This window comes from Actinoplanes sp. NPDC049668 (assembly GCF_044465445.1).
In the GTDB taxonomy this organism is placed as follows: domain Bacteria; phylum Actinomycetota; class Actinomycetes; order Mycobacteriales; family Micromonosporaceae; genus Actinoplanes.
In genome coordinates, this window is the sequence record NZ_JBITLR010000001.1 from 1 (window position 1) to 14,234 (window position 14,234).

Sequence of the window (14,234 nt, forward strand, 5' to 3'; positions counted from 1 at the left end):
ATCGACAGCACGAAGAACAACCTGGCCGCGTTCAAGAAGCTCGCCGCCAACCCGATCTTCAACGTCAAGATCGCCTGAACCACCCCGCACCACCCGCACTACCCCACGAGCCGCCCGGCACCCGCCGGGCGGCTCGACCGCTTTTGCCGTACGGGCTGGCCGGCAACCGATCGGCGACCAGGTGGAACCCGTCTTGCTATGAGAACTCCCCGAACGGCGCCGACCAGAACTGTGAACCTGGCGACGGGCCAGGCGCCGAACGACGAAGGGACCTCCTTGCGCTACCGCCGTTACGTCTTGGCCGCCCTCGTTCCCGCCACCCTCAGCACCGCGATGTTCGTGTCCCCGGCCGTGGCCGCGCCGGCCAAGGCGTCGGAGCAGTCCCTGCAGGCGGACATCGCGCGCCTCACCAACGAGCAGCGCACCGCCAAGGGTTGCCCCGCCGTCACGGTCAACGCGCAACTCACGACCGCGGCCCGCGGCCACAGCGAGTGGATGGCGGAGACCGGCACGTTCTCGCACACCGGCCGGAACAACTCGAGGTTCGTGGACCGCGCCAAGGCCGCCGGCTACGTCCGCCCCTCCAGCGAGAACATCGCCTACGGCTACCGCTCCGCCGACGAGGTCGTCAAGGCCTGGATGAAGAGCTCCGGCCACCGCGCCAACATCCTCAACTGCAAGTCCAAGGCCGTCGGCGTCGGCGCCGTCTACAACGCCAAGGGCAACGCCTACTACACGCAGGTCTTCGGCTTCTGAGCCGACCGGAACGACAGCGCCCTCGCCGACCCCCTTCGGCGGGGGCGCTGTTTCATTCCGGACCGGGTGCGCGGGCGCGCACGTCAGCGTGGGCGGTGCGCAGCGCGTCGAGGCGGGCGTCGGCGCCCGGCGGGGAGAGCCGGTCCAGCTCCCGCCAGGCCTGCTCGAGCGCCCGCTCCAGGCCGACGTGCTGGCGCCTGAGCTCGGCGCGCAGCTTCTCGATGCGGCGGATCCAGCCCGCGGCGGCGCCGTCGCTCCGCTCGGCGACGGCCCCGGTCACCGGGACGATCGCCGCCAGCGGGCGGCCGCCGTCGGTGACCACAGTGGTCTGCCGGGTGAGACCGGCGAGCCGGGCCAGCTGCACGAAGCGGGCGCGCGCCTCGGCCAGCGGCAGCTCGAGCCTCGGGTGCGGAGTCGGGGCGGCGGTTTCAGCCATGCCCCGGATGATGCCGGGAGCCTGTGACAATTTCCGGCTCGGCGGGCGCGGCGAAGATCGGCCGGCCGTCGATGCTGACGCCGTTCTTCACCCGGCGGTACTCCGCGAGGTCCTCCTCGGTGCGCCGCTCGCTCCACCGCGTCAGCAGGTCACGGTCGCCCTCGTAGGCCATCAGCGGCACCGCGTAACCGCACGAGTCGCTGACCCGGGTGACGTCGACGTCGATGATCGAGCGGACGCCGTGGGTGTCCGGCGGGGCCGGGAAGAAGCGCACCAGCTCCGCGTACTCCGGGTCGGTGATCGGCACGGCACGGCCGCGGCCGTGCAGCCGGACGATGTTGGGCGGGCCTTGGAAGGCGCAGAACATCAGCGTGATCCGCCCGTTCTCGCGAAGGTGTGCGATGGTCTCCGCGCCGCTGCCGTGGTAGTCCAGGTACGCCACCCGGTGCTCGCCGAGCACCACGAACGTGCCCGTCATGCCCTTGGGCGAGACGTTGACATGACCGCCCGGGCCGGACGGCGCGGTCGCCACCAAGAACATCGGCTGCGCCTCGATGAAGTCGCGCAGCCGGCCGTCGATCCGCTCATGCACCTTCATGCCACTCATCCTCGCCGATCGGCGACGGGCCGGCCGACGTGATTTCCCACTCACCGTACGCTCGACGGTGTGAGCATCGCACCGCCGGCCGTGGCCCTCGGCAACCGCTTCGCCCGCGAACTCCCGGAGCTGGCGGTGCCCTGGCAGGCCGCGGCGACGCCCGATCCACGGCTGCTCGTGCTCGACGAGCGACTCGCCGGCGAGCTGGGCCTCGACCCCGCCTGGCTGCGCGGCCCCGGCGGTGTGCGCCTGCTGGTCGGCGCCGACGTCCCCGACGGCGCGACCCCGGTGGCGCAGGCATACGCCGGGCACCAGTTCGGCGGGTACTCCCCGCGGCTGGGCGACGGGCGCGCGCTGCTGCTCGGCGAGCTCGTCGACGCCGACGGCAACGTGCGCGACCTGCACCTCAAGGGCTCCGGGCGCACACCGTTCGCGCGCGGCGGCGACGGCCTGGCCGCGGTCGGCCCGATGCTGCGCGAATACATCGTCAGCCGGGCCATGCACGCCCTCGGCATCCCGACGACCCGCTCGCTCGCGGTGGTGGCGACCGGGCGCCCGGTGCGCCGCGAGACCACGCTGCCGGGTGCCGTTCTGACCCGGGTCGCCGGCAGCCACCTGCGCGTCGGAAGCTTCCAGTACGCCCGGGCCGCGGGCGACACCGGCCTGCTGCGCCGCCTCGCCGACCACGCGATCGACCGGCATCACCCCGGCGCGGCGGGTGCCGAGCGCCCGTACCTCGCGCTGTTCGAGGCGGTGGCCGCCGCGCAGGCCGCGCTGGTGGCCCGGTGGATGCACGTGGGATTCGTGCACGGCGTCATGAACACCGACAACATGACGATCTCGGGCGAGACCATCGACTACGGGCCGTGCGCGTTCATGGAGGCACACGACCCGGCCGCGGTCTTCAGCTCGATCGACCACGGCGGGCGCTACGCGTACGGCAATCAGCCGGTGGTGGCCGAGTGGAACCTCGCCCGGCTCGCCGAGTCCCTGCTGCCGCTCTTCGATGACGACGAGGAGCGGGCGGTCGCGCTCGCCCAGGAGTCCCTCGCCGGGTTCCGCACCGGCTACGACGCCGCGTGGTCGGCCGGCATGCGGGCCAAGCTCGGCCTCCCCTCCGGCCTCGCGGCGGCCGCACCGCTGATCGACGGATTGCCGGCGCTCCTACGCGCGGACCAGGTCGACCACACCTCGTTCTTCCGCGCGCTCGCCGTCGCCGCCCGCGGTGACGCCGAGCCCGTACGCCGCCTGTTCGCCGACCTCGCGCCGCTCGACGACTGGGTGGCGCGCTGGCGCGCCCTGCGCCCGGACGCCGACGCCATGGACCGGGTCAACCCGGTCTACATCCCCCGCAACCACCTCGTCGAGGCGGCCCTCGCGGCCGCGGCCGCGGACGACCTCGGTGAGCTCGACCGCCTGCTGGACGCCGTGACCGCCCCCTACGACGAGCGGCCCGGCCTGGAGCGCTACGCCGCGCCGGCGCCGCCGGACTTCGGCAGCTACCGGACCTTCTGCGGCACCTGAGGCGCGGCCCGGCCCGGGCGACCCCCGGCCCCGGAGCGGGTGACCGAGGGTCGCACCTGAGGCGGTCCGGCCCCGGCGCCCCCGGCCACCGGAGCGGGTGACCGAGGGTCGCCGTGCCCGATCGGCTACGGGCACTCCCTCCAGGCGAAGTGGTAGGTGGTGGAGATGCTGCCGTCGGTGGAGTCCATCGTCAGGAAGCTCGCGTCCGTGGATGTGCCCTTGGCGAGCCGCAGCTCAGTGTTGATGTTGAGGTTGCGCAGTTCCCCGCACGGATGCCAGACGACCGCGGCGACGGGGACCTCGTCGCTGGCGAACCAGTTGTCGTCCAGCGGAGCCGCGATCGGGTGCACGGAGTACGTGCTCTGGGTCATGCCCTGGAAGTAGTAGTTGGCCCGCTGCGAGGCGGTGGCACCCCGCTGCAGCAGCCCGTACCCGCGGTAGTCCACCTTGGTGATCGCGAAGGTGAAGCCCTGCGGTACGTGGACCAACACGTTCAGCTGGCAGTTCTTGCGGCCTTCCGTGGTGGGAATGCCCGTTCCGGCCTGTGCCAGGTAGTCGCTGTAGATCGCGGTGAAGGCGGTGTTGTCCGGCGAGACCGCGACGTCGGCCGTGCCGGGCCGGCAGCCGGACCCGGCCATCGCGACCAGGTCGATGACGATGTGGTCGGACGGCGGGTCGCCCAGCGGGCCTCCGGCTGAGGCGGGTGATCCCACGACAAGCGAGGCGGCTATTAACGCCAGCACGGCTCCGCCACGCACCAACAATTTACGCATGGAACTCCCTTCGAGGTGATACAACGATGCGCACGCGGATCGATGTTATGGGCATTCATTGATGTCGGTCAATGGGCTGCCATTTGGTCTCAATGCGCGGTAGTTGGATTGCGCCATACAGGCTTCTCGGGCATTTTCGACAGGTCGCGCAAAGCAACACATCGCATCTTCAGGATTTTTCGGGCCACACACCTGGTTGAAAGGACCGAAATATCCTTGCAATATCCGCGAATCGCCGCGATTACTGGGCGTCAGGCCGCCTCAACTCGGCGTACGCACAGGGCACGAGACATCGATCATCGTCAATGCTTGTGTAGGGGGTACCCGCTGGCTAGCATTCCCTAGCGGCACGTATTGACGCTATGGCCGCCACCGATGACGGACATCATCCCGGGTCGCACGCGGCCCGGGTAATTCAGCGATGAAGCACGCGCGATTCCCGGCAGAAATTGAGTAGCAATCGAGAGGAATACGATGACCAAAAGCTTCGCCGGCGCGAGACGAGGAGCTCTCGCCGCACTCTGCACGGTGCTGTCGCTGTCGCTGTCCGCCCCGGCACACGCCGCCGCTCCCGCCGCGGCCGCCACCGTCCCGGACACGAACATCACGCTCGAGGTGATCGCCGCCAACGGCTCGGGCTGCGCGCCCGGCACCGCAGCGGTGATCCCCAACTCCGACCGGACCGGCTTCCGGATCCGGTACTACGACTTCGTGGCCGAGTCGGGCGGCAACGCCGACCCGACGGACCGCCGCAAGAACTGCCAGGTCGGCGTGCTGGTGACCGTCCCCGCGGGATGGACCTTCGCGATCGCCGACGCGGAGTACCGCGGCCGGGCCCGGCTCTACTCCGGCGCGACGGCCCTGCAGCGCACGAACTACTACTGGCAGGGCTCCTCCACCAGCAGCAGCACCGAGGAGACGTTCGCCGGCCCGCTCCAGGGCTACTGGGAGACCCGGGACGTGGCGCCCGTGCTGGTCTACACGCCCTGCTCGGCGCAGAAGGTGCTGAACATCAACACCGAGCTGCGGGTGGACGGCGGCTCGTCGGGCAGCAAGAGCAGCATGTCGATGAGAACGAGCGAGGGCGACGTCGACACCCTCTTCAACTTCAGCTGGACGCGGTGCTGACACCGTAACCCGCCGCTGCAGCAGATCCGATGATCACGAAGGGCTCCGCGGAGCCCTTCGTGGTCGTTGCCCGGGCCCGCCCGATCCGATTCACCCCGAACAGGGTACTGAGTCGCGAAGACGCTGTCAGCGCTTCAAACTACCGCAAAAGCCCCGGGATCATCGACGCCCTCAAACTGCGTCGCTGGCTTCGCGCCCGTTTTTTCCTTATATGTTGGATTAAAGCGCGCGCATGGTCGGTGACTGCCGGGACGGAGGGTCTTCGTGCGTTGGTTCAACGACCTGTCGGTAGCTCTGAAGATCTACGTGGCGGTGCTGATCGCGGTGGTGACCGGCAGCGTCGTCGGCGCGGTCGGCCTGCAGAAGCTCGCGGACACGGCGGTGGCGACGGAGTACCTCTACAGCCAGACCCTGGTGCCGGTGGCCCAGCTCGGCAAGGTTCAGCAGGAGGTGCAACGGTCCTGGGTGTCGCTGCTCGACGCCCTCATCGCCGACGACTCCGCCGACCGGCTCAGCGATCTGCGGTCGATGTCCGACGCCGACGCCAAGGCCGATGCGGTGTTCGCCGGGTACACCGCGACGGACATGAGCGGGCGGGAGGAGGCGGTGGCCCAGTACCGCGACTCCCTGGAGACCCTGCGCGAGGTCCGCAACGAGGAGCTGGTGCCGCTCGCCGTCAACGGCGACGTACAGGGCTTCCAGCAGGTGGTCGACGAGGTCGCGCGCCCGGCGCTGAACTCCGCCGCGGCGGCGCTGGAGGAGCTGGTGATGATCGAGACGGCGGCGGCGGTCGAGAAGCGCGCGGAGACCGACGCGGCCTACCAGACGGCCCGCGTCCAGATGATCGCGGTGTGGCTGGCCGGGGTGCTGCTCGCCTTCGGCCTGGCGTACCTGATCGTGCGCGGCATCATGGCGACCCTGGCCGCGGTGGCGCGGGTGACCATGGCCCTGGCCTCGGGCCATCCGACGGTCGGCACCGGAGTGTCCGGCCGCGACGAGCTGGGCCGGATGGCCACGGCCCTGGACAGCGCCGTGGTGCACCGCGACCAGCTCACCGCCGAGCTGTCGGCGACGGTGACGGCCCTGCGCGCGGCGAGCGCGGCCAAGAGCGAATTCCTGGCCAACATGAGCCACGAGCTCCGCACGCCGCTGAACGCCATCATCGGGTTCAGCGACCTCATGCGCACGGAGCCCACCGTCGGCCAGAACAGCATGGTGCCGACCGAGTGGATCCACCACATCCACTCCAGCGGCAGCCACCTGCTCGGGCTGATCAACGAGATCCTCGACCTGGCCAAGGTCGAGTCCGGTCAGCTCGACCTGCACCCGGAGCCGGTGTTCCTGCCGGACGCCGTCGCCGAGGTGGTCGCCTCGCTGCGCGCGCTCTCGGAGCACAAGGAGATCGAGGTGACCGTTGCGGTCGCGTCGTTGTCGGTGCGGGCGGACCGGATGCGACTGCGGCAGATCGTGACGAACCTCTTTGCCAACGCCGTCAAGTTCACCCCCGCCGGCGGGCGGATCTTCCTGGCCGGGCGGCGGGTCGGCGCCGAGATCGCGCTGAGCGTCGCCGACACCGGGCCGGGGATCGCCGCCGCGGATCATCATCGGGTCTTCGAGGAGTTCCAGCAGGCCGGCGAGCTGGGCGCCCGCGCGCAGGGCACCGGGCTCGGCCTGGCACTGACCCAGCGGCTGGTCGCCGCGCACCGCGGCCGCCTCGAGCTGGAGTCCGAGCTCGGCCACGGCGCCAAGTTCACGGTCTACCTGCCGGCCGCGCGGTCACCGGAGGCCGGCCCGGGACCCGGCGGATCCGGGCCGGGCACGGCCGGCATCCTGATCGTGGAGGACGACCGCGGCGCCGCCGGGATGCTGTCCACACACCTCGAGAAGGCGGGCTACGACGTTCGGGTCGCCGCCGACGGTGAGCAGGGGCTCGCCGCCGCCCGGGACTGCACGCCGGAGGCCGTCCTGCTGGACCTGCGGCTGCCCGGCATGGACGGCTGGGAGGTGCTGGCCGCGCTCAAGGCCGACGACCAGCTCCGGCACATTCCCGTGGTCATCATCAGCGTCGCCGGCCCGCGGGCGATCGGCATGGCGCTCGGCGCGGTCGACTACTTCGTCAAGCCCCTGAGCCGGCCGGCCCTGCTGGCCTGGCTGGCGCGCCACGGACTCATCCCGGCGACGACCGACCGGACCCTCGACATCCTGGCCATCGACGACGACCCGCACAGCCTGGAGATCATCGACGCCAGCCTGACCGCGGAGGACATCCGGATCCGGCGCGCCGGCAGCGGCAGCGAGGGCCTCGCCCTCGCCCGCGCACGCCGGCCCGACCTCATCATCTGCGACCTGCTCATGCCCGGCATGGACGGGTTCGACGTCGTCGCCGCCCTGCACGCCGACCCGGCCACCAGCGGCATCCCCGTCGTGATCCTGACCGCGCGCAGCCTCACCACGACCGACAAGGCCCGGCTCAGCGCCAAGATCATCACGACCATGCCGCACGGCCCGGGCGCCACCAGCCTGCCGGAGCTGTCCCGGCTCGTCGGGGAACTCACCGGGCGCACGGCCGAGCACCGGGAATCGCTGAGCGTGTAGCCGGGCCGACCGCCTTGCCCCGAGCCGGGACATTGACCTACGCTGATCTCCGTCGCGAGCCGGGCAGTCATCGTCGGGTCCATGTCCGTGGGCCGGACGCCTCCTGCCCCCTTCTCCCGGGGCCACTCGTTCTGAGGTAGCTCATGAAGAGACGACTCGCCATCCTGGGCGCTGCCCTGCTCGCCATCGCCGCTTCGATGGTGGTGTTCTCCCCGCCGGCGTCGGCCGCCGTCGGACTGCACATCAGCGGCCGGAACATCGTTGAAGCCAACGGCCAGACCTTCGTCATGCGCGGCATCAACCACCCACACGTCTGGTACACCAACCAGACCAAGTCGTTCGCCGACGTCAAGGCGCTCGGCGCGAACACCGTGCGCGTCGTGCTCGGCAGCGGCAAGCGCTGGGGCCCGTCGACGGACGTCGCCAACGTGATCTCGCTGTGCCGGCAGCAGCGGCTGATCTGCGTCCTCGAGGTACACGACACCACCGGTTACGGCGAGGACGGCGCCGCCGCCTCGCTCGACGAGGCGGTCAACTACTGGATCAGCCAGAAGAGCGCGCTGGTCGGCCAGGAGAGCTATGTCGTGATCAACATCGGCAACGAGCCGATCGGCAACACCAACGCCGGCCAGTGGACCAGCGCGACCACCGCCGCCATCCAGAAGATGCGCAGCAACGGATTCGAGCACCTGATCATGATCGACGGCCCCAACTGGGGGCAGGACTGGCAGTACGTCATGCGGGACAACGCGCAGACCGTGCTGAACGCCGACACCCTGCGCAACACCGTGCTGTCGATTCACATGTACGACGTGTTCAGCACGCCCGCGAGCATCACCGACTACCTCAACCGCTTCCAGGCCGCGGGCTGGCCCCTGGTCATCGGCGAGTTCGGCTGGCAGCGCTCGGCCGGCAACGTCGATCACGAGACGGTGCTGGCCGAGTCGGTCTCCCGGGGCCTCGGTTACCTGGGCTGGTCCTGGTCCGGGAACACCGACCCGTACCTGGACATGGCGGCCGGCTTCGACCCGGCCCAGCTGACCACCTGGGGCCAGCGGATCTTCAACGGCGCCAACGGCATCAAGGCCACCGCCAAGGAGGCGACCGTCTACGGCGGCGGACCGACGACGCCGCCGACCACGCCACCCACCACGCCGCCGACCACGCCACCCACCACGCCGCCGACAACCCCGCCGACCACGCCGCCCAGCGGCCAGGGCTGCACGGCGACGTACAACGTCGTCGGCCAGTGGACCGGCGGCTTCCAGGGCAACGTGCGGGTGACCGCCGGCGGCGCCGCCGTCAACGGCTGGACGGTGAGCTGGACCTTCCCCAACGGCCAGAGCATCACCCAGTCGTGGAACGCGACGATCACCAGCAGCTCGTCCAGCGTCACCGCGCGCAACGTGAGCTACAACGGCCGGCTCGGCGCCGGCGCCTGGACCGAGTTCGGGTTCCTCGGCAGCTGGAACGGCACGAACGGCATCCCGGCCGTTTCCTGCACCGCGGCCTGAGATCGCCGGCGTGCGGGTCGGGCTGCGCGCCCGGCCCGCACGCGCCTCAGGTCAGCGGGCGGACGATCGCCCACACCACCTTGCCGTCCCGGGCCGGCATGGCGCCCCAGACACTGGCCCGGGCATCCACCATCCGCAGGCCCTCGCCGTACCCCCGCACGGCGGCGCCGGAGTCGTCGGCGCCCGGGCCGAGCACGCCCGTCAGCCCCGGATCGCCGTCGCGTACCCCCAGGTAGATGCCGCAGCCGCGGCGGGAGACCGTGACGGCCATGTCGGTGCCGGTGTGTTCGACCGCGTTGGTCACCAGCGCCGACATGACCTTCCGGCTGGTGTCCGTCAGGTTCGGCAGGCCCCAGGCGTCGCAGGCGACGGTGACCAGGTCGCCGGCGGCGCCGGCCGAGGCCGGCTCCGGGCGCAGCCGGCTCAGGTACAGGCGATCGGTCATCAGCGTCCGGTCGGCGACGGCGGCGCGGGCCTGCTCGACCGTGACGAAGATGGGCAGGGTGCGCACCGCGCCGAGCCTGCGCAGCCGGCCGGCCAGCTGCCTGGTCGGCGGCATGGCCAGGACCAGCTGGGCCGGCGGCGCGAGCGCGCTCGCCGCCCGGGCGTTGGCGAGCCACACGCCGGCGCTCGCGGCGTCCAGGTCGTTGAGGTCGTGCAGGTCGATGATGATCGCCGAGGGGTGCTCCGCCATGCACCCGCGCAGCAGGGCATGCACGTCGAGGCACATCCGGCGGCTCCACCGCCCGTGCACCGCGATCTCGATCACCGAATTGTCCGGGGCCCGGGTGACCGACAGGCCGGACTCCGCCTGGTGGTCCTTGCTGAACACGTACGGGGGCTCGACCTCCATGTCTTCTCCCCTGATCCCCTGCCCGTTTCATGCCTCATCGGCAGTCTGGAACGTCCTGCTGCGGGCGGTCAACATCGTCAGCCGCTTATGCTCCAGCGTCATCCGTTCGGGACCCTCGGCCCATGCAGCAGCCAGGATGCAGTCAGGGCCGGTCCGGCCGATCGACCCGGCCGCTACCGAGCGATCGCGACGGCCTCCGCGAAGACCGCGGTCGCGTCCGCGACGTCGACCTCCCGCAGCCGCAGCGGGCCGCCGGTCTCGGTCAGGCAGGCGTTGGTCGCCCCGCCCGCGAAGAACGGCGCGAACCCGATGTCCCCGATGAGCCGGGTGGCCGCGTCGCGCGCCGCCCGGTGGTCGGTGCAGATGAACTCCGCCAGCAGCGGATCCCGGCCCCGGCGGCGCCGGAGCACGCTGGGCGAGCAGGTGTTGAACGCCTTGACCCACTGGGCGTCGGGCGCCCACTCCGCCAGCGTCTCGATGCCGCTGTGGCCCTTCGGCACGGCGCGCTCGTACCCGTGCCCCCTGGTCCAGACGACGGGGTTGGTCGCGTCCAGCACGGGCTTGCCGGTCAGCGCGGCCCCGGTGGCGTCGATCAGCGAATGCGCGGACGCCCACTCGGGCGCGAAAAGTACGACGTCCCCGAAGTCGGCGGCGTCCGTCGCGGTGACGATGCCGGTGAGTCCCCGTTCGGCCGCCGGCGCGCTGATGACGACGTCGTGACCGGCCTGCGCCCACCACTCGGCCAACGATCCGCCCAGCTCACCACCGCCGATGATTCCGATGCGCATGTCGAGATTCTCCTCCCGCGGTCGGCGCCGCGAGGGGGAAACGCTTGAACGCGGCGGGGGTGGGCGCTCCCGCACCTCCCCGCCGCGCGCGCTTACGAGCCGAGGTTGGCCAGCGTGAGCACCAGCGCGAACGGGATGGCCAGTCCGATGATGGTCATCGGACGCTGCAGCAGGCGCGGGCCCGGCTCCATCGGCGGGCGGCTGGGGCCGTACGGGTTCGGCTGCGGCGCCGCCAGGTTGGCCACCTTGCCGCGCTTGGCCAGGTTGATCAGCACGGTGATCGGCGTGACGATGAACGACCCGTAGCCCCACCAGCCCTGCACCAGGGTGCGGGACGTCATGCTGCGGAAGGTGGCCAGTCCGCAGTCGCGGCAGAACGGACCCTCCTGGCTGAGGAACTGCATCAGCACCACGAGGCCACGGTGCCCACGGAAGGTCACCGGCACGGCGGGCACGCTGCCGCACATCCGGCAGGAGGAGACGGCGACCTGCGCGTAGGGCGCCTGCGTCATGGACGGCTGCTCTGAGTAGGACACGTTTGCCTCAATCGATCCGGGGGTGAAGGCGCGTCAGGCTACTCGCAGGCCTCCCGGATGATCGAGGCGGTGGCGCGGCGGGCCGGGGCCGCGCCGCGCAGGTCACCACATTGCCGGGCGATTCCGGCACACCCGCGCGGCAAGCGGGGACGACAACGGGCCACACCCGGATTCGGATGTGGCCCGTCTCGTGCTGTCGGTCAGGCAGGACTAGCCGCGGTGCCCGCCACCCTGGTGCGGACCCCCGCCACCGCCGTGCGGACCGCCGGGACCACCGGGGCCACCCGGACCGCCCGGACCACCGTGGTGGTTGTTGTTGTTCCAGTTGTTGTCGTTGTTGTTCCAGCGCCACCCGACCCAGAGGTCCCAACCGCCCCTACGGTTCCGGTCGCAGTGGTAGTAGTCCCAGCGGTCCCGCCACACCCCGCGACGGCCCGCGTCCCGGCAGTCGCCCCGCCAGCGGTAGCTGCGGATGTAGCGTTCGCGGGGAGACTGGGCCTGCTGCTTGGCGGCCTGCGTCGTCGCCGCGTTCGCGGTCAGCGCCGCCGCCGTCGACGGGGCCGCGGCAGCCGGAGCGACCACGAGGGTCATCCCGGTGACCAGAGTCATTCCGGTCACGGCCAGCATTCGTGTTGCCCTACTCATGAAACCACCTTTTCTAGGCAGGTCAATTGCTTGATCAACACAAACACAATCGGGCACCGGAATTCGCGATTCACGGCGACGTTAACCCGATTAGGTGATTTAGCGTGTCGCGCCGTTGCCGCTCGAGAAACCCGAGGGTAATTCCGCCGATTCGGGCCTTGTCCTCCGGGCGGACGATAGGCTCCCGCCGACCGGGTCGGAAGATCAGACCTTTCGGTTGATAAGAAACGCGCAACCAATCAGGCCGCGCGTGCTATTGCGGCCAGAGAGCCTATTCGGCCGGCCGTTGAGCGCGAACTACCTGGGCTCCGACGAACCGGAGGACCCACCATTTCCTGCGGTGACGGCCACACCGGAGCAGTGGAATATCGCCGCCAGGTCGCCGAAACGAGCGATTCAACGCGGTCGGAAATCGACTTTTCGCGATTTAATACATGTCTCACGGCAACGACACGCCACCAAATAATATTGCTCGGCAAACACTCGTAAGACGGTCGGGATCCGCGCGCGCAATAGACAGCGGTGCACCGCAAAAAGCCGGCGCCCGCCGGAGGGTCGTCGAAATGTTCACAGAATGAGGGAACTGGGTAGTGTCTGACAGGCCGATAGGCGGCGCGCCAGCTGGGGCCGCCGCGGCTCCCGGGTGCGCTCGACCCGCCCGGCGGCGGGCGCGGTGGCACGCCGCGACTCTGCCGTCCGCTCAGGTCAGGGTGCGGCCGTGCCGGATCGACGGGCCGGGATGCTCCGGGAGGTACACCACCTCGACGATCTGCACCCCGAGTTCGTCGAGCCGCAGGAGCACATCGGACAGGACCGCCTGATTCGGCAACTCCCCGCGCAGCACCGTCTGCGGCTGCGCGGAGAGCAGCGGAAATGCGGTCAGTAGCTCGTCGGAGAGATGCCCGGCCACCCGGATCAGGTAGTTGGTCACGGGCCGAGCCTGCCGGGTCCGCGCCCGCCGCGCCTCATCCCGGGCGAGCGAGAAGGCCTCCGTCCCCTGTGGTGGGTACTGCCCGGGTAGACATCGACCTCTGTCCGTTCCGCCCCCACCCCCGGGCCACACGACGGGGTACGGTTCGCCGGGCACAAACCCCGTCGACGGCCCCAGGAGTGCACAGGATGCGTCGGATTCTCGCCGCTGCCACCGCGATAACGACGCTGCTCGCGGCGTACGCCTGCACCTCGGACGAGGGGCCCGGCGTGGCGGCCACCCGGATCAGCGTCGGCGTCATCCCGATCGTCGACGTGGCACCGGTCTACCTCGGCCGGCAGAAGGGCTTCTTCAGCCGCCGGGGCATCGACCTCACGCTGGTGCCCGAGCAGGGCGGCGCGCTGATCGTCAAGGGCGTGCTCGCCGGGCGCTACCAGTTCGGCTTCAGCAACGTGACCTCGCTGATGGCGGCGCAGTCCGAGGGCGCGCCGCTCAAGGCGGTGGCGAACGGGGTCGCCTCGACCGGGCGGCCCGGCCGGGACTTCTCCGCGGTCGTCGTCACCGACGGCAGCCCGATCCGGTCGGCTAAGGACCTGGCCGGCAAGCGGATCGCCGTCAACACCCTGCGGAATCTCGGCGACACCACCGTGCGGCAGTCGGTGCGCCGGGCCGGCGGGAACCCGACCGGCATCCGGTTCCAGGCGATGCCGTTCTCGGAGATGCCGTCCGCGTTGCAGGCCCGGCAGGTGGACGCCGCGTGGGTGGTGGAGCCACAGCTCTCCGAGGCGCTCACCCAGGGCGGCCAGGTGGTGGCGTCCAACTTCGTCGACACCGCGCCGGACCTGACGGTGGCCATGTACTTCACCAGCCGCCCGACCATCGAGGCGGATCCGGACCTGGTCGCCCGGTTCGCCGAGGCGGTGAACGAGTCGCTGCGGTACGCCGCCGGCCACCCGGAGGAGATCCGCGACACGGTCGGCACCTACACCCAGATCACCGACACCGTACGCACGGCGATGATCCTGCCGAACTGGTCGAGCGACATCAACCGGGCGTCGCTGGAGCAGCTGGCCACGCTCGGCCGCGCGGACGGGATCTTCACCAGCTCCCCCGCCCTGGATCAGCTCCTGCCCTGACCGGGCGAGTGAGCGCTTCCC

At 70.7% G+C, this 14,234-nt stretch carries 14 protein-coding genes; 6 read left to right on the forward strand and 8 right to left on the reverse strand.

What is annotated here, in order from left to right; genetic code table 11:
* The first annotated feature begins 276 nt into the window (after positions 1-276).
* Positions 277-756, forward strand: coding sequence for a CAP domain-containing protein (locus ACIBSW_RS00005; RefSeq protein ID WP_354730311.1), 480 nt, complete (start codon positions 277-279; stop codon positions 754-756).
* A gap of 52 nt (positions 757-808) precedes the next feature.
* On the opposite strand, the gene ACIBSW_RS00010 is transcribed toward ACIBSW_RS00005, so the two are convergent.
* Together ACIBSW_RS00010 and ACIBSW_RS00015 are read right to left on the reverse strand one after the other, a co-directional pair.
* Positions 809-1,192, reverse strand: a complete 384-nt coding sequence (locus ACIBSW_RS00010) for a hypothetical protein (protein WP_354730313.1) — start codon at positions 1,190-1,192, stop codon at positions 809-811.
* Positions 1,185-1,790, reverse strand: coding sequence for a pyridoxamine 5'-phosphate oxidase family protein (locus tag ACIBSW_RS00015; RefSeq protein WP_354730315.1), 606 nt, complete (start codon positions 1,788-1,790; stop codon positions 1,185-1,187). The genes ACIBSW_RS00010 and ACIBSW_RS00015 overlap by 8 nt, the downstream gene beginning before the upstream one ends.
* Before the next feature lie 69 nt (positions 1,791-1,859).
* Between ACIBSW_RS00015 and ACIBSW_RS00020 the strand changes: the two genes are divergently transcribed.
* Positions 1,860-3,314, forward strand: coding sequence for a protein adenylyltransferase SelO (locus ACIBSW_RS00020; RefSeq protein ID WP_354730317.1), 1,455 nt, complete (start codon positions 1,860-1,862; stop codon positions 3,312-3,314).
* Between the two features lie 125 nt (positions 3,315-3,439).
* Here the strand turns inward: ACIBSW_RS00020 and ACIBSW_RS00025 are convergent, their stop codons facing one another.
* Positions 3,440-4,087, reverse strand: a complete 648-nt coding sequence (locus ACIBSW_RS00025) for a DUF4360 domain-containing protein (RefSeq protein WP_354730319.1) — start codon at positions 4,085-4,087, stop codon at positions 3,440-3,442.
* 474 nt (positions 4,088-4,561) lie between these two features.
* On the opposite strand from ACIBSW_RS00025, the gene ACIBSW_RS00030 reads away from it, so the two are divergent.
* The 3 genes from ACIBSW_RS00030 to ACIBSW_RS00040 all read left to right on the forward strand — a co-directional run bounded on the left by ACIBSW_RS00030 (position 4,562) and on the right by ACIBSW_RS00040 (position 9,324).
* Complete coding sequence (locus ACIBSW_RS00030; RefSeq protein ID WP_354730321.1) at positions 4,562-5,215, forward strand: DUF4360 domain-containing protein; 654 nt, start codon at positions 4,562-4,564, stop codon at positions 5,213-5,215.
* 264 nt (positions 5,216-5,479) lie between these two features.
* Positions 5,480-7,810: a response regulator gene (locus ACIBSW_RS00035; RefSeq protein WP_354730323.1), complete on the forward strand. Its 2,331-nt coding sequence runs from the start codon at positions 5,480-5,482 to the stop codon at positions 7,808-7,810.
* Positions 7,811-7,953: 143 nt separating this feature from the next.
* Positions 7,954-9,324, forward strand: a complete 1,371-nt coding sequence (locus tag ACIBSW_RS00040; protein ID WP_354730325.1) for a cellulase family glycosylhydrolase — start codon at positions 7,954-7,956, stop codon at positions 9,322-9,324.
* A gap of 46 nt (positions 9,325-9,370) precedes the next feature.
* Here the strand turns inward: ACIBSW_RS00040 and ACIBSW_RS00045 are convergent, their stop codons facing one another.
* From ACIBSW_RS00045 to ACIBSW_RS00065, 5 genes are all read right to left on the reverse strand, one after another.
* Complete coding sequence (locus tag ACIBSW_RS00045) at positions 9,371-10,177, reverse strand: ATP-binding protein (protein ID WP_354723889.1); 807 nt, start codon at positions 10,175-10,177, stop codon at positions 9,371-9,373.
* A gap of 173 nt (positions 10,178-10,350) precedes the next feature.
* A complete protein-coding gene (locus ACIBSW_RS00050) occupies positions 10,351-10,965 on the reverse strand; it encodes an NAD(P)-binding domain-containing protein (protein ID WP_354723888.1) in 615 nt (204 codons plus the stop codon).
* A gap of 92 nt (positions 10,966-11,057) precedes the next feature.
* Entirely contained in the window at positions 11,058-11,477 is a 420-nt protein-coding gene (locus tag ACIBSW_RS00055; protein WP_354723886.1) for a hypothetical protein, read from the reverse strand.
* 234 nt (positions 11,478-11,711) lie between these two features.
* On the reverse strand, positions 11,712-12,146 hold the full coding sequence (locus ACIBSW_RS00060; RefSeq protein WP_354723885.1) for a hypothetical protein: 435 nt from the start codon (positions 12,144-12,146) through the stop codon (positions 11,712-11,714).
* A gap of 700 nt (positions 12,147-12,846) precedes the next feature.
* Entirely contained in the window at positions 12,847-13,077 is a 231-nt protein-coding gene (locus ACIBSW_RS00065) for a hypothetical protein (protein WP_184990602.1), read from the reverse strand.
* Positions 13,078-13,265: 188 nt separating this feature from the next.
* On the opposite strand from ACIBSW_RS00065, the gene ACIBSW_RS00070 reads away from it, so the two are divergent.
* Entirely contained in the window at positions 13,266-14,213 is a 948-nt protein-coding gene (locus ACIBSW_RS00070) for an ABC transporter substrate-binding protein (RefSeq protein ID WP_354723884.1), read from the forward strand.
* Positions 14,214-14,234 lie beyond the last annotated feature (21 nt).